This is a genomic window from Aquimarina addita, from assembly GCF_039539305.1.
GTDB classification, from domain to species: Bacteria; Bacteroidota; Bacteroidia; order Flavobacteriales; family Flavobacteriaceae; genus Aquimarina; species Aquimarina addita.
In genome coordinates, this window is sequence record NZ_BAABCW010000021.1 from 1 (window position 1) to 22,480 (window position 22,480).

Annotated in this window: 23 protein-coding genes and 1 tRNA gene; 7 read left to right on the forward strand and 17 right to left on the reverse strand. The window is 32.0% G+C overall.

The window, feature by feature from the left end:
• Positions 1 to 131 precede the first annotated feature (131 nt).
• Positions 132 to 213 (reverse strand) — tRNA-Leu (locus ABD816_RS18500).
• A 215-nt stretch (positions 214 to 428) separates the two neighbouring features.
• Here ABD816_RS18500 and ABD816_RS18505 point away from each other — a divergent pair.
• From ABD816_RS18505 to ABD816_RS18525, 5 genes are all read left to right on the forward strand, one after another.
• Positions 429 to 1,823: a dipeptidase gene (locus ABD816_RS18505; RefSeq protein WP_344929923.1), complete on the forward strand. Its 1,395-nt coding sequence runs from the start codon at positions 429 to 431 to the stop codon at positions 1,821 to 1,823.
• A gap of 209 nt (positions 1,824 to 2,032) precedes the next feature.
• Positions 2,033 to 2,485: a hypothetical protein gene (locus ABD816_RS18510; protein ID WP_344929925.1), complete on the forward strand. Its 453-nt coding sequence runs from the start codon at positions 2,033 to 2,035 to the stop codon at positions 2,483 to 2,485.
• A 124-nt stretch (positions 2,486 to 2,609) separates the two neighbouring features.
• Complete coding sequence (locus ABD816_RS18515) at positions 2,610 to 2,981, forward strand: BlaI/MecI/CopY family transcriptional regulator (RefSeq protein ID WP_344929926.1); 372 nt, start codon at positions 2,610 to 2,612, stop codon at positions 2,979 to 2,981.
• A gap of 113 nt (positions 2,982 to 3,094) precedes the next feature.
• On the forward strand, positions 3,095 to 4,822 hold the full coding sequence (locus ABD816_RS18520) for a M56 family metallopeptidase (protein WP_344929928.1): 1,728 nt from the start codon (positions 3,095 to 3,097) through the stop codon (positions 4,820 to 4,822).
• Between the two features lie 128 nt (positions 4,823 to 4,950).
• Positions 4,951 to 6,051, forward strand: coding sequence for a DUF4407 domain-containing protein (locus ABD816_RS18525; RefSeq protein ID WP_344929931.1), 1,101 nt, complete (start codon positions 4,951 to 4,953; stop codon positions 6,049 to 6,051).
• A gap of 58 nt (positions 6,052 to 6,109) precedes the next feature.
• Here the strand turns inward: ABD816_RS18525 and ABD816_RS18530 are convergent, their stop codons facing one another.
• The 4 genes from ABD816_RS18530 to ABD816_RS18545 form a co-directional block, all read right to left on the reverse strand.
• Entirely contained in the window at positions 6,110 to 7,879 is a 1,770-nt protein-coding gene (locus ABD816_RS18530) for a MutS-related protein (protein ID WP_344929934.1), read from the reverse strand.
• Positions 7,880 to 7,979: 100 nt separating this feature from the next.
• Entirely contained in the window at positions 7,980 to 8,336 is a 357-nt protein-coding gene (locus tag ABD816_RS18535; protein WP_344929935.1) for an MmcQ/YjbR family DNA-binding protein, read from the reverse strand.
• A gap of 9 nt (positions 8,337 to 8,345) precedes the next feature.
• Positions 8,346 to 8,750, reverse strand: coding sequence for a GNAT family N-acetyltransferase (locus ABD816_RS18540; protein WP_344929938.1), 405 nt, complete (start codon positions 8,748 to 8,750; stop codon positions 8,346 to 8,348).
• Between the two features lie 48 nt (positions 8,751 to 8,798).
• A complete protein-coding gene (locus ABD816_RS18545; RefSeq protein ID WP_344929940.1) occupies positions 8,799 to 9,413 on the reverse strand; it encodes a DUF4230 domain-containing protein in 615 nt (204 codons plus the stop codon).
• A gap of 154 nt (positions 9,414 to 9,567) precedes the next feature.
• Between ABD816_RS18545 and ABD816_RS18550 the strand changes: the two genes are divergently transcribed.
• Positions 9,568 to 10,803 carry a M12 family metallopeptidase gene (locus ABD816_RS18550; RefSeq protein ID WP_344929941.1) on the forward strand — a complete coding sequence of 412 codons (1,236 nt, stop codon included), beginning with the start codon at positions 9,568 to 9,570 and terminating at the stop codon, positions 10,801 to 10,803.
• Positions 10,804 to 10,975: 172 nt separating this feature from the next.
• On the opposite strand, the gene ABD816_RS18555 is transcribed toward ABD816_RS18550, so the two are convergent.
• The 8 genes from ABD816_RS18555 to ABD816_RS18590 all read right to left on the reverse strand — a co-directional run bounded on the left by ABD816_RS18555 (position 10,976) and on the right by ABD816_RS18590 (position 18,354).
• Positions 10,976 to 11,728 (reverse strand): cyclase family protein, encoded by a 753-nt coding sequence (locus ABD816_RS18555; RefSeq protein WP_344929943.1) that lies wholly within the window; start codon positions 11,726 to 11,728, stop codon positions 10,976 to 10,978.
• Between the two features lie 5 nt (positions 11,729 to 11,733).
• Complete coding sequence (locus tag ABD816_RS18560) at positions 11,734 to 12,525, reverse strand: class I SAM-dependent methyltransferase (RefSeq protein WP_344929944.1); 792 nt, start codon at positions 12,523 to 12,525, stop codon at positions 11,734 to 11,736.
• A 25-nt stretch (positions 12,526 to 12,550) separates the two neighbouring features.
• On the reverse strand, positions 12,551 to 13,714 hold the full coding sequence (gene hemW, locus ABD816_RS18565; protein ID WP_425549128.1) for a radical SAM family heme chaperone HemW: 1,164 nt from the start codon (positions 13,712 to 13,714) through the stop codon (positions 12,551 to 12,553).
• Between the two features lie 45 nt (positions 13,715 to 13,759).
• Complete coding sequence (gene ruvC, locus ABD816_RS18570; RefSeq protein WP_344929946.1) at positions 13,760 to 14,317, reverse strand: crossover junction endodeoxyribonuclease RuvC; 558 nt, start codon at positions 14,315 to 14,317, stop codon at positions 13,760 to 13,762.
• A 47-nt stretch (positions 14,318 to 14,364) separates the two neighbouring features.
• Positions 14,365 to 14,847: a hypothetical protein gene (locus ABD816_RS18575; protein ID WP_344929949.1), complete on the reverse strand. Its 483-nt coding sequence runs from the start codon at positions 14,845 to 14,847 to the stop codon at positions 14,365 to 14,367.
• 169 nt (positions 14,848 to 15,016) lie between these two features.
• Complete coding sequence (locus ABD816_RS18580) at positions 15,017 to 15,880, reverse strand: hypothetical protein (RefSeq protein WP_344929951.1); 864 nt, start codon at positions 15,878 to 15,880, stop codon at positions 15,017 to 15,019.
• 225 nt (positions 15,881 to 16,105) lie between these two features.
• The gene (locus ABD816_RS18585; RefSeq protein ID WP_344929953.1) at positions 16,106 to 16,477 is read right to left on the reverse strand and encodes a BlaI/MecI/CopY family transcriptional regulator; all 372 of its coding nucleotides are present in this window, start codon (positions 16,475 to 16,477) and stop codon (positions 16,106 to 16,108) included.
• Between the two features lie 110 nt (positions 16,478 to 16,587).
• Positions 16,588 to 18,354, reverse strand: coding sequence for a M56 family metallopeptidase (locus tag ABD816_RS18590; protein ID WP_344929954.1), 1,767 nt, complete (start codon positions 18,352 to 18,354; stop codon positions 16,588 to 16,590).
• Positions 18,355 to 18,571: 217 nt separating this feature from the next.
• Here ABD816_RS18590 and ABD816_RS18595 point away from each other — a divergent pair, with 217 nt between their 5' ends.
• Positions 18,572 to 19,078 (forward strand): DUF456 domain-containing protein, encoded by a 507-nt coding sequence (locus ABD816_RS18595; protein WP_344929955.1) that lies wholly within the window; start codon positions 18,572 to 18,574, stop codon positions 19,076 to 19,078.
• A gap of 173 nt (positions 19,079 to 19,251) precedes the next feature.
• On the opposite strand, the gene ABD816_RS18600 is transcribed toward ABD816_RS18595, so the two are convergent.
• The 4 genes from ABD816_RS18600 to ABD816_RS18615 all read right to left on the reverse strand — a co-directional run bounded on the left by ABD816_RS18600 (position 19,252) and on the right by ABD816_RS18615 (position 22,423).
• On the reverse strand, positions 19,252 to 20,304 hold the full coding sequence (locus ABD816_RS18600) for a hypothetical protein (RefSeq protein WP_344929958.1): 1,053 nt from the start codon (positions 20,302 to 20,304) through the stop codon (positions 19,252 to 19,254).
• Positions 20,285 to 20,668 carry a hypothetical protein gene (locus ABD816_RS18605; RefSeq protein ID WP_344929959.1) on the reverse strand — a complete coding sequence of 128 codons (384 nt, stop codon included), beginning with the start codon at positions 20,666 to 20,668 and terminating at the stop codon, positions 20,285 to 20,287. The genes ABD816_RS18600 and ABD816_RS18605 overlap by 20 nt, the downstream gene beginning before the upstream one ends.
• Before the next feature lie 3 nt (positions 20,669 to 20,671).
• Entirely contained in the window at positions 20,672 to 21,304 is a 633-nt protein-coding gene (locus ABD816_RS18610) for a cupin domain-containing protein (protein WP_344929960.1), read from the reverse strand.
• A 741-nt stretch (positions 21,305 to 22,045) separates the two neighbouring features.
• Positions 22,046 to 22,423, reverse strand: coding sequence for a cupin domain-containing protein (locus tag ABD816_RS18615; protein WP_344929961.1), 378 nt, complete (start codon positions 22,421 to 22,423; stop codon positions 22,046 to 22,048).
• Between the last annotated feature and the right edge of the window lie 57 nt (positions 22,424 to 22,480).

Sequence of the window (22,480 nt, forward strand, 5' to 3'; positions counted from 1 at the left end):
CTTATAAAAGCTAACTTGCTTTTATAAAATCCCATAAATCTTCGCTAAAATTTACAATCAACAATTAAAATCTGAAAATATACAAAATAAAAAGACTGCCTAAATTACTTTTTAGACAGCCTCTTTTACTGTGCGGGCGGGGAGACTCGAACTCCCACACCTTGCGGCACTAGATCCTAAGTCTAGCGTGTCTACCAATTCCACCACGCCCGCTTTATAATTTTATAGAACTTAGGACTCTCTATAAAAGCGAGTGCAAATATAAACAATAGTTGCGAATCACAAAGAACTTCAATTATTTTTTTTGTTAATTATTGAATTCATACCATAGAGCTATGTAGCAATATTTACTTGTTATAGTTTAATAGATATAACCACTATAATCATATCATTTTCGTTATTTTTAGACCAAAAATTAACTTAACTCCATGCAAAATACTCAATTATACGTTCAGGAACATAAAGATCGCTTTATTCAAGAGCTCTTAGAATTACTAAAAATACCGTCAATAAGTGCTGACTCAGCATATAAGAAAGATGTAATACAAACCGCTGGTGAAATCAAAAAAAGCCTTCAAAACGCAGGTTGCGATCATGTAGAAATTTGTGAAACTCCCGGATACCCTATAGTATATGGTGAAAAAATGATAGATGCTAATCTTCCTACAGTTTTAGTATATGGCCACTATGATGTACAACCACCAGATCCAATTGATCTTTGGGATAGCCCTCCATTTGAGCCTGTAATAAAGAAAACCGAATTACATCCAGAAGGTGCGATTTTTGCCAGAGGCTCTTGTGACGATAAAGGACAGATGTTTATGCACGTTAAGGCAATGGAACTCATGACTAAGACAGATCAACTTCCTTGTAACGTTAAATTTATGATAGAAGGAGAAGAAGAGGTAGGAAGTAATAGTCTAAGCTGGTTTGTAGAAAGAAATCAAGAAAAATTGTCGAATGATGTAATTCTTATTAGTGATACTGGTATGATCGCAAAAGATGTTCCTTCCATTACCACAGGATTAAGAGGGTTAAGTTATGTTGAGGTAGAGGTTACAGGACCCAACAGAGATTTACATAGTGGATTGTATGGAGGAGCGGTAGCAAATCCAATTAATATTTTGACTAAAATGATCGCTTCATTACATGATGAGGATAATCATATAACAATCCCTGGTTTTTATGATAAAGTAGAAAACCTTTCTAAAGAAGAACGTGCAGAAATGGCAAAAGCACCATTCTCACTAGATGCTTATAAAAAATCATTAGATATTAATGCAGTATATGGAGAAGAAGGATATACAACTAATGAGCGTAACTCAATTCGTCCGACATTAGATGTAAATGGAATTTGGGGTGGATATACTGGTGAGGGAGCAAAGACGGTTATTGCAAGTAAAGCATACGCTAAAATCTCGATGCGTTTAGTGCCCAATCAAGATTGGAAAGAAATAACAGAGCTCTTTAAGAATCATTTCGAAAGTATTGCACCAGAGGCAGTAACTGTAAAAGTTACTCCACATCACGGAGGACAAGGATATGTAACTCCAATTGATAGTATAGGATATCAGGCAGCCAGTAAAGCCTATGAAGATACCTTTGGAAAAACACCAATTCCGCAGCGTAGTGGAGGCAGTATACCTATTGTTGCTTTGTTCGAAAAAGAATTAAAAAGTAAGACAATTCTTATGGGATTTGGATTAGATAGTGATGCGATCCATTCACCCAATGAACATTTTGGCGTTTGGAATTACCTAAAGGGTATAGAAACCATCCCGTTGTTTTATAAATATTTTACAGAATTGAGTACAAAGAGTTAGCGCGTTGCCTCCCAATTTTGGATCGGGGGCTGGTCTATCCACTATATCTTTTAATTTTGTACCCTTTGTCTGAGGGTACAAAATTGAAAGGATGTCGCTACTATCCCTAACGCATATAGCACAGACGAATGGTTAACTATCAGAGATTTACAAAGATTTTTCTTAGATTTAGTATCGCAGTAATTATAGTAGAAATTCTTTTTAAAATAATGCATTGGCCATTTGCCATGAGTGTTTTGATCACAGGTTTTGTAGGGGTCATAGGTTCTTGCTGGTTTCTATTTTATTTTAAAAAACCAAAGAGAATGCTTGATTACGCAAGACTTTCATTAATCATATCTTTTATCTTTCAGTATAGCTTTAGCGTTTTTCATTGGCCATATCAATACGTATTTGCCACTTGGATGTATCTATCATTGCTAGGGTTTATTATTTTTTACGCCATAGAAATTTTTAAATATAAAGAAGACAGTTTAGAGACTAAGGAAACCTCAAAATCAGTTATAATTTCTTATCTTTTTTATACACTTGCGGCAGTAGGGATTAGTATAGGAGTTCTTTGTAAAGTGATGCATTGGCCGTATAGTAGTGAGTTTTTAATAGGAGGATTGTTTTTTGCAGTACTATCTGTTTTTATAGATAGTAAGGGATTGGATCAATGATTTCTTTGACATTTAATAATGATTTTCTATAAGTAGTAGCATATTAAAAAGGTTTTGTAGTAATAATTTGTTATTATGAATTTTTATTCTACATTTGTAGAGTTAATTCTAGCAATGTAGAGCAATGCAATTATCCAAGACAGAAGAACAACTGATGCAATACCTCTGGAAACTGGAGAAAGCTTTTATGAAAGACCTATTAGACTCTTTTCCAGAACCAAAACCTGCTACAACTACAGTTGCTACTTTATTAAAAAGAATGACAGATAAAGGATTTATAGATTATACCTTATACGGAAAATCAAGAGAGTATTATCCTTTAGTAAAAAAGACGGACTATTTCTCAAAACACGTTAATGGGTTGATTAAAAACTTTTTTAATAACTCTGCATCACAATTTGCTTCGTTTTTTACCTCAGAAACAAATTTATCAACGTCAGAGTTAGAGGAACTTAAAAAGATTGTCGATGAAGAACTTTTAAAGAAACAAAAATGATAGCGTATATAATTAAATCATCACTTTGCTTGATGCTTTTATGGGCATTCTATAAGTTGTTTTTGGAAAAAGAAAATATTCACTTTATAAAGAGGTTTTATTTATTATCCAGCATGATTTTTGCATTAATAATACCTCTAATTACATTAACTTATCAAGTTGAAGTGATTGCTCAACCAGAGGCTATTTCAGAAATTTCGGATCCTTTATTAATAGAGTCAACTGCTATTGATGTAGAAAAGCCTATTAATTATTTACCCATCATTTTGTGGAGTATGTATGGAATTGGAGTTTTGATTTTTGGTTTTCGATTTATTCGAAATATTACAGATATTTCTAAAAAAATAAAGACCAATGAAAGGTTAGAAGAACGTTCACATATTAATGTCTTGTTGAGTAATTCAATCGTTCCACATACTTTTCTTAGTTATATTTTCGTCCCTAAGAAAGATTTTCTGGACAAAACAATTCCTGAAGAAGTTTTACTTCACGAAAAGACACATGTATTACAAAAGCATACTTTAGATATACTGTTTGTAGAAGTGCTACAAGTAATCTTTTGGTTTAATCCCTTATTTGTTTTCTTGAAAAGATCTATAAAATTAAACCATGAGTTTCTTGCAGACAGAAATGTATTGAGACAAGAATTTTCAATACACAGCTATTTTAATTTACTCCTTAATTATCCTAACAGCACTAATCAAGCTGAATTATCGAGTCCTATTAATTATTCATTAACAAAAAAACGATTACAGATGATGACAAAAAAAAATTCAAAAAAAAGAGTAGTGGTAAAGCTATTCGCATGTATTCCTGTTTTTATTCTATGCGTATTATTTTTTAATCATAAAATAATAGCTCGTGAGATAGATAATTCTTTTACCGAAGAACTGTATACTAATCTATTAGATTCTATAGTAGAGGATCCTTTGATTATAGTACTAAAAGAGGAAGAAGAAAGGGAAAAAGATGAAAAGGTTGAAACCTTAAGTTTACAAGATGGTGTGACTAAGGAAGATTTTGAAGCATATAATATCTGGGCAAAGGATGCCACAGATCAGATTCAAAATAATAAACAAATTAGAATTACGGCATATAGTCGTATGAAAGCCATATACGATGCGATGAGTCCTGAGCAGCGAGCTAGAGCAGAAGCATTTCCTGATCTCCCTGAACCACCACCAGTACCAGAAGTTCCTGAAATAGAAGAAAATATTCCATTACCTCCACCACCACCTCCTTTGCCAAAAACAAAAAATGGGAAAAATGAAATACAACCTCCATCAGTTCCTGTTCCTCCGTCTCCTCCTGAGATAGAAGAGGATGATAGGTATGAGTTTGAAGTAGAAATAGAAGAACTTAATGGAGAAGAAATTGCCATGATAGGTGAGGTAGAAAATGAAATAGAAGACGCTAGAATGTACTTATCCAGAGAAGAAATAGCAAACATCAGAAAATCAGCAATGGAAGTGGCAGATCAAGCCAGAAGAATAGCTAGAGAACACGTTGCTGTATCCAGAGAAATGGCAAGAGTACGGATAGATGAAGCCAGAATCATGGCAAGAGAACAAGCAGAAAAAATAAAAGAACATGCTATGATTGCAAGAGAAATAGCAAGAGAACAGGTAGAGATAGCAAGAGAAGAGGCGCAAGAAGCAATGGAATCAATCCATCGCGAATCACATGAAGAAATGCAACATTATGATGCAAATCGTAAGAAGTATGAGAAAAAAGCTAGAAAAGCGGAAAAGGAATTAGAAAAAGCAGAGAAGAAAAGGCGAGATGCTTTAAAAAACCTTCGGGAAGCTCAATTAAAAGCACTACAAAGTAGAAGAAGTTAGCAGTATAATAAATCCTGTTATTCTTTTAATAAAAACCTCGTGTTAGTGAGGTTTTTGTATTGTTTTACACAACATTATTCTGTAAATCAGCGTTGTACATTATATTAATAAAAAACTTCCCCCCTAGTATGTTAAAACGATTTTTTATTCTATGCTCTGGCTCTGATACAGATATATTAGCAGATAGTGCTAATGGTGAACAAAACAAATATGCGGGTATTGGTGCTACCGTGTTTTTTACTGCTGTAATGGCTTTTGTAGCTGCCAGTTATGCACTTTATACTGTTTTTGATACCTATTTTACTGCAATTTTCTTTGGATTATTATGGGGTATACTAATTTTTAATCTGGATCGGTTTATTGTTTCAACAATTAAGAAAAAGGATAATTTTCTTGATGAATTATTACAAGCTTCTCCTAGAATTATACTTGCCATCATTATCGCGATAGTGATTTCAAAACCATTAGAATTAAAAATTTTCGAAAAAGAAATTGATAGGGTTTTGCTAGAACAAAAGAATGATCTTACACTAGCCAATCAAGAACAGATAGCTACTCAGTTTACACCGGCGATGGCAGCCACTGATGCAGAAATAGTTTCTTTGAAAAAGGAAATAAGCGATAAAGAAACAGAAGTAAATTCTTTATATGAAACATATATAGCAGAAGCAGAGGGGCGTAAAGGAACTGAACTAGTTGGTAAAGGACCTGTATATAAAGAAAAGAGAGAAAAGCACGATGCTATGCTTACTGAATTAGCAACACTAAAGCGAATAAATTCTGCGAAAATATCTGATTTAGAAACTCAAAAAACAGCGTTAACTGAGCAGTATGATGATCAAGTAAATACTTCTCAGCCTATCATCGATAATTTTGATGGATTAATGGCTCGAGTTACAGCGCTAAACGAATTACCTTGGCTTCCTTCATTTTTTATTTTTTTACTATTTCTGGCAATAGAAACATCACCAATCTTTGCAAAGTTACTTTCACCCAAAGGTGAATATGATTTTAAGTTAGAAGATAGAGAAGGAGAGATCAAAACCTGGGTAACTCAAAAAGCAAATCAACGTAAGATATTATTAGAAACTGATCATACGATTAATGATAGAGTCTACGGAGATATCTCAGAAGAGGATGAGTTATATGAGTACAAGAAGAAAATTGCAAGGGAATTGATGCAAAAACAACAAGATGCTTTTTACAAAAGGCAAACTGGAATTTTATAGTTTTTCTAAGGAGTGTCCAATGAACTGTGTAAACAAAATTATAACTACGATTATTTTTTTACACTATTCCCATTTTAGTAAGTAGAAAAGAAGCATTCATATTCTGGCAAACTCCATCTTTAAATTTATAATCAAAATAGAGTTCATCATTAATAATTTGTGCATCAAAAAACCGATTTTTTACCTCATCTAATTCTGTGGCAATCTCGCATAAACTAAGATCGTGTGTAGCAATGATTCCTGTAGCCTTTGCTTTTACCAAGCGCTCTACGAATTTACGGGATCCAGCAGCTTTGTCTTTACTATTAGTTCCTTTTAGTATTTCATCTAATATGATAAAATATTCATCTTGTTCTAATGCATCCACAATTCTTTTGAGCTGTGTAAGTTCTGAGAAAAAGTAAGAAGCATCATCACTAAGAGAATCTGATGTGCGCATACTAGTAATCAATTTAATTGGTCTATAGGTGCAGGATGTTGCACATGTGGGTAACCCCAGATTAGACATAACTATTTGCAGTGCCACTGTACGAAGAAATGTACTTTTGCCAGCCATATTAGCACCCGTAATAATAAAAAACTGATCTTTTAGTATTGTAATATCATTATCAACACGCTTATGGGGATTTAGCATTGGATGCCCTAGTTCTTGTGCATTAAGAATAGTGCCTTGTGTTGTTAGTTCTGGATATATATAGGAAGGGTTATTGAACGCAAAATTTCCTAAAGAATTATAAGCATCAAAGAAAGCAATGACTTCAAACCATTGATCCACTTTATCAGTATTCCTAGCAATCCATTGTTCTATGCGGTAGCATTGACGAATATCCCAAAGCATTAAACCATTAGCTAAAACACCAAATAACATGTTATTGCGTTGATCAAAGTCATTAAGAATACGAGCGAATTTTTTGAGAGTAACGGATGCTTTTTCTTTTTCGTTAATTACTTCTTGTTGCTTTTTGGACAATAGATCAGAAGTAAAATCAATATTTTCTATACGATCTACCAATTTATAATATTGTTCAAAAGTGTCTTTTACTTTATTAGCTTTATTATATAATACATTGATATTTTTTAATTGTGTTCCGGTAATAGCAAGCCCAATAAAAAACCAAATTAAAAATTGTAAAAAAGTGATGGTGCCCAGGAATAGTAATATCAACATACTAAGAGAAATTCCTGAGACAATTGCAGGAAGGATTTTCATTAATTTAGGAACAAAAGGAGTATAACTTTGTAGCCAGGTTGTGAGGGTCTGTATAGGAAAGGTAGCATCTGCTAAAGAAGCAATAGCACTAAAGTTCTGCCGCCACTCAGGTAGTTCTGATAGGTTTTTAACGGCTTGTTGTTTTTGTGCTATTTTGTCAATATTATTACTTTTTAATAGCGCTGCAAGCTTCTTTTTTCCGGCTAAAGTTGTGGTTCTATTAGTGTATTGAAAAAAAGATCGATGTCCAAATAAATCAATATCATGACTATAAGGATGAATAGGATCAATAAATTCTTTTCCGGTAGATAGTTTGCTAAAATCATCATTAAAAACGTCTAATTCCAGTTGATTTAATGCAATCAGTTTCTGAAATTTATTTCTACTATACTCAAGAGTGCTATGTCTGGTGATGACAATAAGAAAAGCAACGATACCCAAAACGATACTGCCTATAATTAGTTGACTATTGGGGTAGCCAAAATATACCCCTGCAATGATTGATAAAAACAACAGTAATCGTATTGAACTCGAAAACAGCAATTGTTTTTTCGTTTTTTTTAGTGATATAGTATGTAATTCTATCTGTGATTTATAAAATTCGTTTGGGTTGTTCATTTGATTTTTTGGATAAAATAACAAAGAGAAGGAAACTTTTTAATATGCGAACAGATATATTCAGAAACTTCTTTGTTTTTTATCACATTTTTATATAAGGTTAACTATTTTTTAATTTCTGCTGCATTTTTTTCGTCAGGCCACTTACAACCAGGTTATAAGAGTGGTCAATTAATTCTAATAACATATCAGTCGCTAAACCGTCAGAAAAGTTAACAGTATTCCAATGTTTTTTACTCATATGATATCCAGGTGTAATTTCTGGATGGTATTCTCGTAGTTCTATTGCCTTATCTGGGTCACATTTTAAATTAACACTAAACGGAATAGTATCCAGTCTTGTTAATGCAAACATCTTATTCATTACTTTAAAAACTAATGTTGTTTCATCAAAAGGAAACTCTTCTGTCACTCTTTTTTTAGCTAAACAATAATCTCTAAATGTTTCAATATTCATTTTTTTAATTTAAGAAATTAACTTCCCCATAATCATGCTGGGATCAGGAATGGGTTCAAACCCAAACTGCTGATATAGTCTGTGAGCATCTTTTGTAGCTAACATCCATCGCTGGATTTGTTGCAAATCTTTATGATTCATAATAGCCTTCATTAATTGATGTGCATAACCTTTTCTACGGAATTTTTCTAGAATAAACACATCCATTACGTAGCCAAAAACAGTATAATCCGTAAGGATTCTGGCAAATCCTATCTGATTACCATCAAGATATATACCAAAATTCAAGGAATTTTCGATGCTTTTAACTACTTCTTCTTTAGACCTTCCTCCTGCCCAGTAAGAGTTGGTTAAGAATTGATGAATACAATCAATGTCCAGTAACTTATTATCTGTGGAGATAAGAATACTCATATTTTTTAACTCAGTTCTTTATTTTTATTAAAGGATACAAGGCTTTATTTAGTCTATACTCTTCTGCTCTGTGCTGCTTTTAATTTCTAGAGAAGAGTAATCTAATGTCCACCCTATAGATTGGGTAACGGTTTCCATCAAAGCAATGGTATCTAGTAATTCTTTTCCGGCAGATTCGATCAATCCACTTTTCGGAATTTTATCAATAATAAATTGTTTTGCCTCTTTATTTATTTCTGTGAGATCTGCTGAGGTAAAAGGATTGAGCCACCCTTCTCGTTTATCATAATACTTAAAATCAGTTTCTATAGAGAGTAATTTTGGTGTTGGGAATTGTGTGATTATAATCTTCTTTTTTCGGGTGTCACTTTCTAATTTTACCTGAGAAAGATCAAAACCTACATATGCTTTTGCATCAATAAGAATCAATGCTTTTTTCTTTCCTTTAAGTAAATTAAAAAACTTTTCTTTAACACCTTCATAATGATAGATTTCTGCAAAGTCACCTTCTACAGTAACCAGTTTACAAACACTCTTTATTTTTTCCATCAGTACGAGTGATTGTGTCTGTATTGATGATTTTTTTCTAAGAGCGCTAAATCGGGCAAAGATAAAATATGATACAATTGCTCCTCCCAGCAACCCAATAAATACTAATTCCATAAGGTAAAGATAAGAATATTGATCCATAGAAAAATAAGATCATATTGAATAAAGTTAGTAGTTTTTAAGAAAATTTTGATTAAAGTTTATAAGTATTAAGGCAATTAAGGTATGTGAAGTTTAGTTTTAAATTTATTAACCAAAATCACAAATTATGTATATTACTGTTAATACTAAACCTATTTATGTTTTTATTTTAACAATAGGTCTTATGTTCTCTTCCTGTGAGAATGAAGTTATAGAAGAAGTTTCCAAGGAAAGCGATATTGTATCCGTAGATAAAGAAGAATTGGTAGAAGTAAATCTTAATGGTACCATGGTTATGGTAGAAGATGTAGGAAATGAATACTATGCTATTGGAGACCAAATGTTTCTTAAAACATTGTTTGATAATGACGATAGTGGTAGTGCCCAAAAAAGTGTAGGAAAGATTGGTAATCGCTGGCCTGATAATACGGTTCCATATATAATAGAGTCAGGGTATGAAGCCTATATCAAAGAAGCAATACGGCATGTAGAATTGTTTACGAACCTTAGATTTGTTGAAACCGATGGAACAGATCCATACGCACTTATATTTTACGATGGAGGTGGATGTTCTTCTACTGTGGGATATATTGACGAGGCAGAACATTCTAATTATATTTCTGTAAATTGTTCCAGTGCAGGCTCTATTATACACGAAATTGGTCATGCCGTTGGTTTGTGGCACGAACAAAGTAGGGCAGATAGAGATGAGTATATAGAAGTTTTTTTTGACAATATTATTTCCGGGCAAGAACATAATTTTCAAACCTATGTAGCGCAAAATTTAGATGGAGATGAGTATTCAGCTTTTGATTTTAATAGTATTATGCTGTATGATTCTTTTGCATTTACCTCTAATGGACAAGCAACTATGAGAAAAATAGATGGCACTTCTTTTTCAGCCAATCGTACTTCTTTGTCTTTTAGGGATATTAAAGGATTGAGTACTATGTATCCAGTCGCAACTCCTAAATTATTTTCAATTACTGGTGATAATGGTCTGTATGTAAGTTCTGAAAACGGGAGTAAATCAATTACCTGTAACCGTACTGAAGTAGGGCCTTGGGAAGAATTTGAATTTATACCTATCGGATTAGGGAATTTTGCGCTAAGGGCTTCTAATGGAAAATATTTAACATATGATAGTGATGCAAATAGTTTACTGTTTAATGGAGATGATCTTGGGAATTCTCAAAAATTTACAGTAACTGAATATAGTTATGGACAGTCAGATTTGTTTTATGGTAGTTGGTATTATCATCTTACACCTAAAGGTGGTATTCAGGGTTTCAACATTAATGATGAAGATGGTACTGTAACAATAGGCTCCAATAATGAATTTCGCATTACTCTATTAAACTAAAGCCTATAATGCTAATAAGGCATGGACTTTGTTCAGTATTTGTTATAACAAGTATGATATTCTTATAGGTATGGAATTAATATATTATGGGCTTTAGCATTTCTGTTGAGAGTAAATTTTATCTGTAACTTTAAGAAAGTAATCCTTACAATTTTTTCTGATTTTAGTATTGTCATTCAGAAGATAAGACTTTATACAAAACTGGTTTACTAGGAGAGGCATCATTTTCAAATGATGCAATCTGAAGATTGAGTATATATTCGCCATCGTTAATGTGAGTGTTTACAAAAATCATTTCGGTAATCGTAGCTTCAAATCGAGTGTGCTCCGGATACTTCCAAAATGCTTTATGAGCTAATAATTTGCCATCATCTTTTTCTTTATCTACAGATGGAAGATCGATTAACAAATGTTTAATTCCTAGTTCAGCTATATAATGTGCAGCTTCTTCTGTGAGGTATGGCCAGTTAGTATGTGAATATTGTTTGTCACATTTTTTAATAGTATTAGGAAGTGTACGAATGATTAAAGCTTGCGGGTTTGATCGGATCGCTGTTTGGATTTGTTTTTTTGTCACGATAAGATCATTTTCCTTCTTTTCTGGTTGTATGCTAATGACTTCTGCTGTACAAAAGAATTGCGTTAAGAGTTTATTGACACTATAAAACTCTGGAGTGATGTGACCTACACATTCTGTATGTGTTCCATGTGCGTGAGGGTTAAAAAGAATATTATTAAAGTTGGTAGATGCTCCTTCAGAAACTTTACCTATCCAATCTCCATTGGTAACAGGTTCGATTGTAGGTGGAGATAGATACCAGGCATTTACATTCTCAGAAGATGCTCGTAATGGAATGGAGATATCTAATGGTTGTAAGAGGTTAATTGTATAGGTGTTTTCCTGATGTTTTATGTGTGTGATCATATTATTTATAAGATAACTTTTTTAATGATTAAAAAAAGATAATATCCTCTAGTATGTTCATAGCTTTTAATAATCCGATTGATTTTACCAGAATTGATATCCGCTTTTAGTGTTTTCAAACCTTTTTCGACTTCCGGAGCATTAGCAAGTGAGGAAAAAGAGGATATACCTTGTCTTACTTTCGATTTTAGATATAATACAGGATTATTTTTTCCTGCATATAGAAACAAATCTTTTAAGTCTGATTTGATTTCATACTTTTTTGTTTGTTCTATCATAAGACCATTAGTGCTAAGGTGTTTATTAATGATAGAAAGAGAAGGCATTTGTTGTATAGAATCTTCCAGCATTTTTGGGAAATAGTGATTGAGCCAATATCCTTTCATTTGCTCAGGAGTAGCGGTAAAAATTATAATGCGAGCTTCTTGTTTTAATATACGGGATAAGGATGCAAAACTAGTATTAAGGTTAGACCAATGGTTAAGAGTCAGACTTGCAATAATACCATCTATAGAACCTGACGGAAGGTTTAGATTTTCTGCATTACCGATTTTCCATTGTACAGAATTTTTATCAAATGCTGCTCTTTGTAACATTTTTTTAGAGGGATCTATCCCAATAAATGAATATCCTTTTTTAGCGAATTGCTTAGTATAATTGCCAGTACCACATCCTATATCTACATAGGTTCCATTTTTAGAGGGATTGAGTAGCGCATATAGTTGGCTAAAAAGATATGGGTCTGCTTTTCTTGTGGTATTATAGCCTCTTCCTATGGTATCATACTTTTCTGGCATTATTCAAGGATTGATCAATACTAATTTACTCTAAATTTAATAAGAAAAGATCACTTGCAATCCCATCACTTAAAAACTTTCCTTTTTTAGTCACTAATAGGGTCTCTTCATGAAGATGCAAGAGGCCTTCTTCCAGATGTTTTTGAGCTTGTTTTAACAGGTGTTCTTTACGAATAACACCAAAATCGGTTGCTACTTTGGTTAAAGAAACACCCCATATGGTTCTTAATCCTGTCATAACATATTCATTATATCTATCAGTGGTCGTTAGCTTTTCAATCTCACTAGGGAGTTCATTTTTTTGTAAAGCTTCCAGATATTTGGTGTTGTTTTCACAGTTCCAACTTCTTTCTTTTCCATTATAAGAATGTGCTGAGGGACCTATACCAAGATATTTTTTGCCTTGCCAATAGGCGGTATTATTTTTGCTAAAATATTCAGGTTTTCCAAAATTAGATAATTCATAATGTACAAATCCTTCTTTTTCTAAGGTTGCTACCAGCTTTTCAAAATGTGTTGCTGCTTGCGCATCATCTATTGGTGGTATGAGTCCTTTATCAATGAATTTTTTCAGAGCAGTTCGCGGTTCGACGGTAAGAGCATAGCTGGAAATATGAGGTATTCCATAATTAAGAGCTCGTTTAATATTATCCTGCCAGCGCTGTAGAGACATATTAGGGATTCCATAGATCAGATCGACGGTAATGTTTTCAAAATATTGAGTTGCTATGAATAAGCAATCAGCTGCTTCTTTTGCATTATGAGCACGATTCATTAGTTTTAAGTCTTCATCAAAGAAAGATTGAATTCCAATGCTTAGTCGATTTATTTTATTGGCAGCTAGTGCTTTTATTTTGTCTTCTGTAAGATCATCCGGATTTGCCTCTACAGTAATTTCTACATCATCTGCCACTAAGTAAGTCTCATAAATAGTATCAATAATAAATCGTAGTGCCTCTGTGGCTAATACAGTGGGCGTTCCTCCTCCAAAATAGATGGTTTTAATAACCTCGTGATCGTCAATTTCTGTTCTGCGTAATTTTATTTCGTTACAAAGAGCAAATATCATTTGATCTTTTTTCTTTAGTGAAGTCGAAAAATAAAAATTACAGTAATGACATGCCTGTTTGCAAAATGGGATATGGATGTAGATTCCGCTGATAGGATTAGTTTTTAGAATGATAAAAATATGATTTCGAAAATATTTCGGAAATCAAAAATCGTGAATTAGTCTCTATTTTTTTACCCTTTTTTCATTTTGTTTTACAAAAGCAGCCCATCCGGTATAACTTTTACCCACAATATCAGCGCGTCCCATGTTATAAAAATGACATACTGCTGCTGCTAATCCATCAGTAGAATCTAGATTTTTAGGGAGTGTTTTTAGTTTTAATAAACTTTGAAGCATTTTAGCCACCTGTTCTTTACTGGCATTACCATTGCCAGTTATAGCCATTTTTATTTTTTTTGGAGCATATTCTGTGATTGGAACCTCTCTGCTTAGTCCTGCCGCCATGGCTACTCCCTGGGCACGCCCCAGTTTAAGCATAGACTGTACATTTTTACCAAAAAAAGGAGCCTCTATTGCGATTTCATCTGGATGGTATGTATCTATAAGTTCAATAGTACGTTCGAAAATAAGTTTTAATCTAAGATAGTGATCATCATATTTTCCTAATTGTAGTTCATTAAGTTGTAAGAATGCCATCTTCTTTTTAACAACTTTAATTAACCCAAACCCCATGATGGAGGTGCCAGGATCAATACCTAATATTATTTTTTCATTTTCCAAAGAATAAGTTTTTACAAAGCTACACAATTAGGCTTCAGTAAAAGTATCTAATCCATAAGAATTACCAATGGAAGCTTATAACGCGTTGTGACATCAGTACTTCGTGTATGCGCTGGTTCTACTTTAGGAAGGTTATCTATACTTTTACGTATGATGGATTTAAAATCAGGAATTTGTGAAGTTATGATATCAGGTACGGAGAAGTCTTCTAAAATGATTTCTCTGTTTTTTGTAATAAGTAGTGGTACCCATATAGTATCGTTGATGGGATCCTTTACAGAAATGATATGTTCAGCTAATTGAGAAGTTATGTGGTTAATAATCGTTTGCTGAAAACAGGTTTCTAATAGTTCATCTGATTGATCCATACAGGATGAGAATAAAGGAGGTTGCTCTACTTGATTTGTATCAATTTCACTCCACTTTTCTTTTAGAATCTCATTGCGATTCTCCTTTTTTATACCTTTAAAATTATCACAAGAATATAAGGTAAAAACGAATCCAAGTATATAACATATATTTTTATTCATCAAAGAGTGATCATAAGTTATCCAGCGCTGCATATCCAGATAAAATAATATTAAAACTAAAATTTATTGATTTCAAAAGTAGTTAAAACAATACAATTTTCCATATATGATATATTGGTTTCATATCATCGACATAATGAGCAAATTAATAACCATAATAGAAAATAGATTACTCAATAATTTTTTGGAGATGATCTTTTAAAGATATATGGTTCGGAATATCGATTTTCTTTTTTACACGTTCTCTTGCTATTTTTACAGAGGTTGTAGAAACGTTGAGTAATTGGGCAGATTCTTTAACAGACATATTCAGATTAATGAGAAGACAATGTCTTATATCTGTAAGTGATAAATCAGGATACGTAGTATTTATCTTAGCCGTGATACCAGGGTATTTAGACTCAATTCTATCTTTCAGAATACCCAGATTAGATGTAGAAAATATAAAATGTTCCAAGCGTTTTTCTGCATCTTCGATTTCGGGTTTATTTTGATATTTGATAGCAGTGGATAGTTGTTGCTTTATGGTAGATAGTTTACTTAATCCTTCATTGACAAACATCATAGTAGCTAAGAATTCTTCTTCTCTGTTTTTTATATGAGTATCTAGTATTTTTCGTTCATTTTCCCTCAATTTCTCTAAGTGTCTAGAATTTCTCTGATGTCTTTGATATAATACAATAGCAATTACGATAAGCATAAAACTTGCTAATCCGAGAGAAAGAGCTGCAATATGCCAACGTTCTTTTTCGCTTTTATATTTGAGAATACTATTTTCTTTGGTAAGAATTTGATTGTTTGATTCTTCTTTTATGATTTGTATTTGAGCTTCAGATATTTGATGTAAGTCGTTCTTTCTTGTTTCATAAATATTATCAAGAATTTCTTTATACTGCAAAAATGTAATAGGAGAAACTTCAGCACTATCAATATCAGAACTTTCTTTTATTGTTTCTGTTTGTGAAAACAGAACGCATGGAATAAGCAAAAAAATAGTTATAGCGGATAGTATCTTACTCCTGTTTGGTTTCATTTCTGTGAGGTGATCTGTGTAATCAATTACTAGTTAATTAAGTAGTGTAATTTATAACCTCACAAAATTACTTTTATTTTTTAAAGTAACCGATTAATTTTGATGAAAACTTAATTTTAATTTAACATAAAGACTGTTTTATTTGTTTTATGGACGAATTAATCCGAAAATGATACTCTGCGTAATAAGTATTGATAGTCCGATCATTATATTTTATCTGTCATATTAAGAGTCAGATTTCCCTTCTTTATTGATTTCTTTAAGAATGGTTTCTAAATCATTAACATCCATATCATTTTTCTTAACAAAAAATGAAACCATGTTTCTAAACGACCCATTAAAATAATTATTCATCAGTTTGTTAAGCGATTGATTGCTGTATTCTTCTTTTTTAATAATTGGAAAGTAAATATAGCCTTTGCCTTCTTTACGATGAGAGACAAATGCTTTGTTTTCTAAGATCCTTATGATCGTTGAAACAGTATTATAGGCGGGTTTAGGATCTGACATCATATCCATAATAGCAGCTACATTACCTTCTTCCAATTCCCATAAGAGTTGCATAATTTCCTCTTCTGCTTTAGTAAGTTGTTTCATAATTCTCTGTTACGATTGTATGTACTGATATGAACTTAATCCAAAAACATCTCTGTCTTTATGAATACAAAGATGGACATGTTTTTGGATCAAATTCACTTTTTACTGTATTAATTCACTTCTGCGATATCAAGTGTTAAAGAATATGATGGCACATTTTTCCCATCAGGTGTTTTAGTTACATAAAAATCAAGAACATGATCTTCTATTTCTGATGCTATTTGGTTTTTAAATCTGACCTTGCACATTCCGTTTGTAGTTACTTCTTCATAGCTCTCTCCATATTGAATATGAACTTTATATTTTCCTTCAGGGATGTTTTTTAAAACAGTTTTAGTGTTTTCTTTGAGATGTACCGTTCGTACACTCTGCGAGTTTTCTACAGAGATTAGTTCTACAATTACCTCGGTATTATCAGCAATTTCGAGTTTCATATAATTATCTATTGTTGAGTCATAGATTGCTTTTTCTTTAAGACACGCCGATAGTGAACTATTTTCTTCTATATCATCACTATTTGTATTTATGTCATAGTTTTGTTGCTCTTCTTGATCATCAGATGATGTTGATGGTATGAGATCAAGTTCTAAAGAATAAGAAGGAACATTTTTCCCTTCAGTTGATGTGGTAGTATTAAAATCAAGAATATCTTCTCCAATTTCTGTAATATTTAGATTTTTAAAGAAGCCTGTACAGACTCCATTCACGGTTTCTTCTACATAATCTTCGCCATAAACAAAGTCTAAGCGGTACTTTCCTTCTGGAATATTTCTTAAGTAATACATCTGTGATCTTACAAAATGCGCTGATCTTACGATTTTTTCTGTATCGACATTTACAATATTAAGAATCGCTTCGGTATTTTTTCCATTTTCTATTCTAAGATAGTTATCTAAGTTAAAATCATAAGATGCGTTTTTATTTAAACAAGCTGTTTCCACATCATTTTGAGTAATGGTTTTTTCCTGAGTTGCTACAGTAGTTTCATTTTTTAAACTATTCTCGGATTCATTAGAATCGTCACTACAAGAAGTATACACGAGTATACCTGCAATTACTGGAATTAAGAATAAATACTTAAACTTTGAAATGGTTTTGGATTTGGTTTTTTGTAACATAATGATTCGTTTTTTGATTAATGATTGATTGAAAAATTGATTGACAAATGTGATCTCCTGTGTTTGGAAAGCAGCATTTAATAATTGGTCGATATAATTTCTTTTATCTATAGTTGTGATTACTACTGCATCTGCAATGTATTCGTGCAATACAGTAATTCTGGATTGGTAATTATAGACTAGTGGATTCCACCAGAATAGAATTTTGAGGATTTCAAAGAGTAATTGATCCAATGAATGTTTTTGTTCTACATGCACCAGTTCATGTACAAGTATTTGTTTTTTTTCATCTTCATCCAGTGTATCGCCAAGATAAATCGTATTCCAAAATGAAAAAGCTTGCTTACTATTGGGCAGGATACTAATTTTTTTATTATCCAGATGCGCATGAAAAGAAACGCTTTTTAGAATTTTAAGCTTGTATAATTTCAATATCAGGAGCAAAAAACTAATACCAGCACCGATAAGATATACGATCAACCACCAATTGGTTGGATGTTGTTCTGAGCCTGTAGTACCAATAATTTCTAAACTTTGAGAAGATTGGGTAAGTACTCTTTCTATTCGTGTAACATATATTTGTGAAGTAGAAGCTTTAAAAGTTTCAATCTTTATAAAAGGGAGTACTAATGATAGTACCGGTGTCATGAGGAGGTATAATCTATTCCAGTTAAAAAAAGTTTCTTTTTTATGAAAAAGATCATAAATAACGAGGAAAAGAAGTTGATATATGATGGTTTGAAGTAGGTAATGAAACATAAATTGTTATTTTTATAAAACTGGTTTCCTAGTGTACATTTTGTTTATAAATGCGAATGATTTAGATGATTTGTGAATTAACAGAATCACTCTCTACATTAATAGAACTAAAAAATTAGTTGAATGCAAATATAGAATTATTTTTTAATTCAACTAATTTTTTAGTTGAAAAATGTAACGTTTAGAATAATATGGCGTCAAATAATAAAAAAAGAAAGTGGATATAGCTTTAGTAATCATAGGTTTAGTTTTATGTTTTATTGGTATTATAGGTAGTTTTCTGCCGGTACTTCCGGGGCCTTTTACTTCTTGGACCGGATTATTGTTACTTCATCTTACCAGTGTTATCCCACAAGACTGGACGTTTCTGGGAATTACTTTAGGGATTTCTGTATTCGTATGGATATTGGATTATATTGTACCAGCCTGGGGGACAAAACAGTTTGGTGGTTCAAGATATGGAATGATTGGTAGTTCTATAGGGCTTCTAATTGGATTATTTGTATTAGGACCCTTTGGTATTATTATAGGACCTTTTGCAGGAGCTTATTTAGGCGAACTAATGAAAGATGCTAATGATTCTTCCAGAGCATTAAAAGCTGCGGTTGGTTCATTTTTGGGGTTTCTCGCTGGAACTTTTGTGAAGCTGATAGTCACTATTGTTTTTATTATTCTTTATTGTCAAAAAGTGTGGGAGTATCGGGAGGTTTTCCTAGTTAAGTAAAATTTCCTCAACAACCTTTATCTTCAATCGATAGAAAATTTCGTTATAGTTTAGTAAATGATTTCGTCTCCAGTTTTATTGTAAGCTTACATTATTATTTAGTAATAAGGCGTTCTGACGTGAATTTTAATCTTTATTTTATGATTCGTCTGCATCCAGATAGGAGCAATGATTTATACAAAATATTGAGTGTTTTTTATTTTGTTGAAAAGTATTTTTGGAAATTTTAAAATAGAAAAATTACTTTGATGGACTAGTACTTCTTTTAGAGATTGTTCTTTTTCTTTTTTTTGTAAATAGAACTTGTCCATATGAAATTCATAAATAAATTCTTTCGCAATATATTTATAACTATTCCATTCTTTTTTAATTTTTGAAGAATGGTTTTGAAGAGACCAAATTTGGAAGTCATTGCTTTTGAAAAAATGAAAAACATTCTTTTCTAAGTCGTTATGAGTCCGTTCAAGTCCGTGAATTAATCTCATCGATACCGTTTGCCATTTTAGAGAAAAATTTAACCACCATAAGTAATCATATAGAGATAGTATTTTGACAGGAGATTGTTTGATCACAGGATCTATAAATTCAATGATTTGTTGGGTAAATTTGTCTGTACCTAGTTTTCTGGAGATAATAAACTCTAAAATATCTTCATAAGGCATAAAAGCATCGCCTGTGATAATTGGGTATTTAAGCTTGTCACTACCAAATAACTGATCACCATGTTCACCAGTTACGATAGTTTCATTTGATTGAATATGGTCAAAAATAGAGGTTTTTATAAGTTCAAAATTTAATTTATTATCAATAATATCATTAAAAAAAGTAGGATATTCTATAATCGATTCTTTTGAAAGTAGAATGTTTAATCGATCAATTCTATTGATATATCTTAATTCTTTAATCAATGCTATGAGTGCTACAGTAGAATCAATTCCTCCAGACCATAGCACCTTAATTTTTCCTTCTGTAGAATTAATGATACGACGTGCTCTATCCTCACAAATTTGTGTAAATGTCTGCCTTTTGTTTAATTTTTGAGGAATTTTATCCAATATATTAAAATTGATTCCCGCGTCTAAAGTTGCTGTGCGATCTATTAAAGTTGCTCCAAAAAAAGCACAACTTTTTAAATAGATAGGGTTTACTTTTTTCTTAAGTCTTCTATTATTAAATAATTGCTTTTTTGATAAATAGTAAGTGTTATTAAGATCTGACAAAGGCATTGTGAGGCAGTTTTTTACAAGTATTCAAATAGTCTTTCAGTTTTTGTGATAACAATGACTCTTCAAAATCTCGAATTGAAGTGGTATAGAGTCCGGTAAAATTTAAATTATTTTTTTTTGGAGTAATCTTTAGAAGTAAAAATTTTCTCCTGAATATCCAGAACCCATTACTTACCGCTTCTATAGTCCAGGTGTTTTGTTTACGCTTTACTCTATAGGTTACATTATATTTTTTAATAGATGAACCTGACTCATAATTAACAAGTCTTTCTCTTATTAAAAAATCTCTTCTTTCTGTTCTACACATTTCATTAAATTCTTCCAGAAATGTATGAATCGTCTTATCAATTTTTTCGTAATTCATATGTTATATTATTACCGTGCCGTTAAACATAGGGTGGTTCTTCTCAATATTACCGATAGAGGAGAAAACATGTAAGGGGATTGCAATGAGAGGTGTGTCTGTGTCTGTCTCGAAATGGTGAGGACACATGGGTTCAAGAATGCATACCGAACCTGGCTTTAATTCTGTAACTATATTTTTGTTTTCAATTCCAACAATACTTTTTCCAGTTCCTTCCAGAATTAAAACAACTCTAAAGGTAGAATGAATATGATGTTCTTGCTCTTTACTAAAAGGAGGCATTTTTAAATATTGTAATGTTGGATCACCCAATCTAACAGGAGGAAATAATTGTTTCGTAGAACATCCATTTACATAAGGTAACGTAGTTACTCCTTGCAATGATATTGAAGCTTCAGGGTGCATATATCCACGAATCACGGTAGCTAAATGAATTGATTGAATCGTGCATGGACCTTTTTTAATTTGGGTAAACCTTAAATCCTTGTCAAAAAAGTATATGCAATCTCCTACCTCTACATCAATTGTATGGTTACCAATAAAGGATGTGAAAAAATACAGTTGGTTAGAATCACTTTCGAATATACTAGGTGTTTGAGTTTGGTAGTAATGAGCTCCAAATAATTTATTTGTCATTGATTTGTTCTATTCAAGTTATTTTATAGTAACATATACTAATGGATAAAAAAGATAAAGTATTTATACTATATATGTTTAAGTACAAATCTAACGGATTTTTAATGAACTTAAAGCCATAAGCTACAACTTGAGTATAGATTTCAATTCTTTTGCGCTGCTATTTTCTACTATGAATATCATGATACAATCTATTCCGCTTTTTAGTACATCAGTAGTCAAAGATATGTGCGAATATATGAAGTATCATTAACAAATGTGCGTAAAGGATTTCATACTGTACAACCTGAACAAATCACAAAAATAAATCGCAAACATTATAATAATGATATATAAGACCTCTTTAGTATCGTAACTAGAAAAAGTGATAATTTCCACCTTCTTAAGCGATTTAATTTTAAGCCGTTGATAATTCATTCTACATACTATGGTATAGAAAATGAGTACGCTTAGAAGAGTTTAAAATAAGCCGAAAAATTACTCAGAAAAAGAATGATGATACAGTTACTATAGCTGCAGTAATGTATTCTTTTCTACTATCATTTTTTATTAATATATCTTGAATTTTGATGAATCCAAAGAGTAGTATATGGGATAATGTAACCTCTAGGCAACATTATCTCATATACATTATTAACTGTTGTGATATAGTTTTTCGAGTATAATTAGTTTTTTCTTAGAGTAATTTTTATCGATTTTAAACTAATTGAAAAAAACAGGTTTAATTTCTCTTAGATTTCTTTAAGATTTTTTATCTCCAAAATAAGACACACCACCACCACTTAAGAAATCTTCTCTTACAGGGCTAAATGTGTCAATAAGCATTCCCTCTTCTAAGCAAACTGCGCTATGCAATAAATTAGGCTCAATATAGACTCCATCTCCTGCTTCTACAATTTTCTTTTCTCCATCAATTTCAAACTCAAATTTACCTGAAACACAAAAAGTAGCCTGTGTATGAAAATGTTGATGTGGTGCCCCTAATGCACCTTCCTCAAATTTTACTTTTACCATCATGATTTGATTATCATAACCTAAGAATTTTCTTGATACTCCTCCACCAAGTTCTTCCCATTCCTTGTCTTTTGTGATGATGTATTTTTCACTAAATCGTTCCATTTTTTTATAATTTATTATTACGTGAGCAAGATAATTTATTTCTAAAAAAATAGAGAG

What these genes read in the sequence shown, in the direction of transcription:
- ABD816_RS18505 (WP_344929923.1), top strand. Translation starts at nt 429, where the DNA reads ATGCAAAATACTCAATTATACGTTCAGGAACATAAAGATCGCTTTATT.
- ABD816_RS18510 (WP_344929925.1), top strand. Translation starts at nt 2,033, where the DNA reads ATGCATTGGCCATTTGCCATGAGTGTTTTGATCACAGGTTTTGTAGGG.
- ABD816_RS18515 (WP_344929926.1), top strand. Translation starts at nt 2,610, where the DNA reads ATGCAATTATCCAAGACAGAAGAACAACTGATGCAATACCTCTGGAAA.
- ABD816_RS18520 (WP_344929928.1), top strand. Translation starts at nt 3,095, where the DNA reads ATGATTTTTGCATTAATAATACCTCTAATTACATTAACTTATCAAGTT.
- ABD816_RS18525 (WP_344929931.1), top strand. Translation starts at nt 4,951, where the DNA reads ATGTTAAAACGATTTTTTATTCTATGCTCTGGCTCTGATACAGATATA.
- ABD816_RS18530 (WP_344929934.1), bottom strand. Translation starts at nt 7,879, where the DNA reads ATGAACAACCCAAACGAATTTTATAAATCACAGATAGAATTACATACT.
- ABD816_RS18535 (WP_344929935.1), bottom strand. Translation starts at nt 8,336, where the DNA reads ATGAATATTGAAACATTTAGAGATTATTGTTTAGCTAAAAAAAGAGTG.
- ABD816_RS18540 (WP_344929938.1), bottom strand. Translation starts at nt 8,750, where the DNA reads ATGAGTATTCTTATCTCCACAGATAATAAGTTACTGGACATTGATTGT.
- ABD816_RS18545 (WP_344929940.1), bottom strand. Translation starts at nt 9,413, where the DNA reads ATGGAATTAGTATTTATTGGGTTGCTGGGAGGAGCAATTGTATCATAT.
- ABD816_RS18550 (WP_344929941.1), top strand. Translation starts at nt 9,568, where the DNA reads ATGTATATTACTGTTAATACTAAACCTATTTATGTTTTTATTTTAACA.
- ABD816_RS18555 (WP_344929943.1), bottom strand. Translation starts at nt 11,728, where the DNA reads ATGATCACACACATAAAACATCAGGAAAACACCTATACAATTAACCTC.
- ABD816_RS18560 (WP_344929944.1), bottom strand. Translation starts at nt 12,525, where the DNA reads ATGCCAGAAAAGTATGATACCATAGGAAGAGGCTATAATACCACAAGA.
- ABD816_RS18575 (WP_344929949.1), bottom strand. Translation starts at nt 14,847, where the DNA reads ATGAATAAAAATATATGTTATATACTTGGATTCGTTTTTACCTTATAT.
- ABD816_RS18580 (WP_344929951.1), bottom strand. Translation starts at nt 15,880, where the DNA reads ATGAAACCAAACAGGAGTAAGATACTATCCGCTATAACTATTTTTTTG.
- ABD816_RS18585 (WP_344929953.1), bottom strand. Translation starts at nt 16,477, where the DNA reads ATGAAACAACTTACTAAAGCAGAAGAGGAAATTATGCAACTCTTATGG.
- ABD816_RS18590 (WP_344929954.1), bottom strand. Translation starts at nt 18,354, where the DNA reads ATGTTTCATTACCTACTTCAAACCATCATATATCAACTTCTTTTCCTC.
- ABD816_RS18600 (WP_344929958.1), bottom strand. Translation starts at nt 20,304, where the DNA reads ATGCCTTTGTCAGATCTTAATAACACTTACTATTTATCAAAAAAGCAA.
- ABD816_RS18605 (WP_344929959.1), bottom strand. Translation starts at nt 20,668, where the DNA reads ATGAATTACGAAAAAATTGATAAGACGATTCATACATTTCTGGAAGAA.
- ABD816_RS18610 (WP_344929960.1), bottom strand. Translation starts at nt 21,304, where the DNA reads ATGACAAATAAATTATTTGGAGCTCATTACTACCAAACTCAAACACCT.
- ABD816_RS18615 (WP_344929961.1), bottom strand. Translation starts at nt 22,423, where the DNA reads ATGGAACGATTTAGTGAAAAATACATCATCACAAAAGACAAGGAATGG.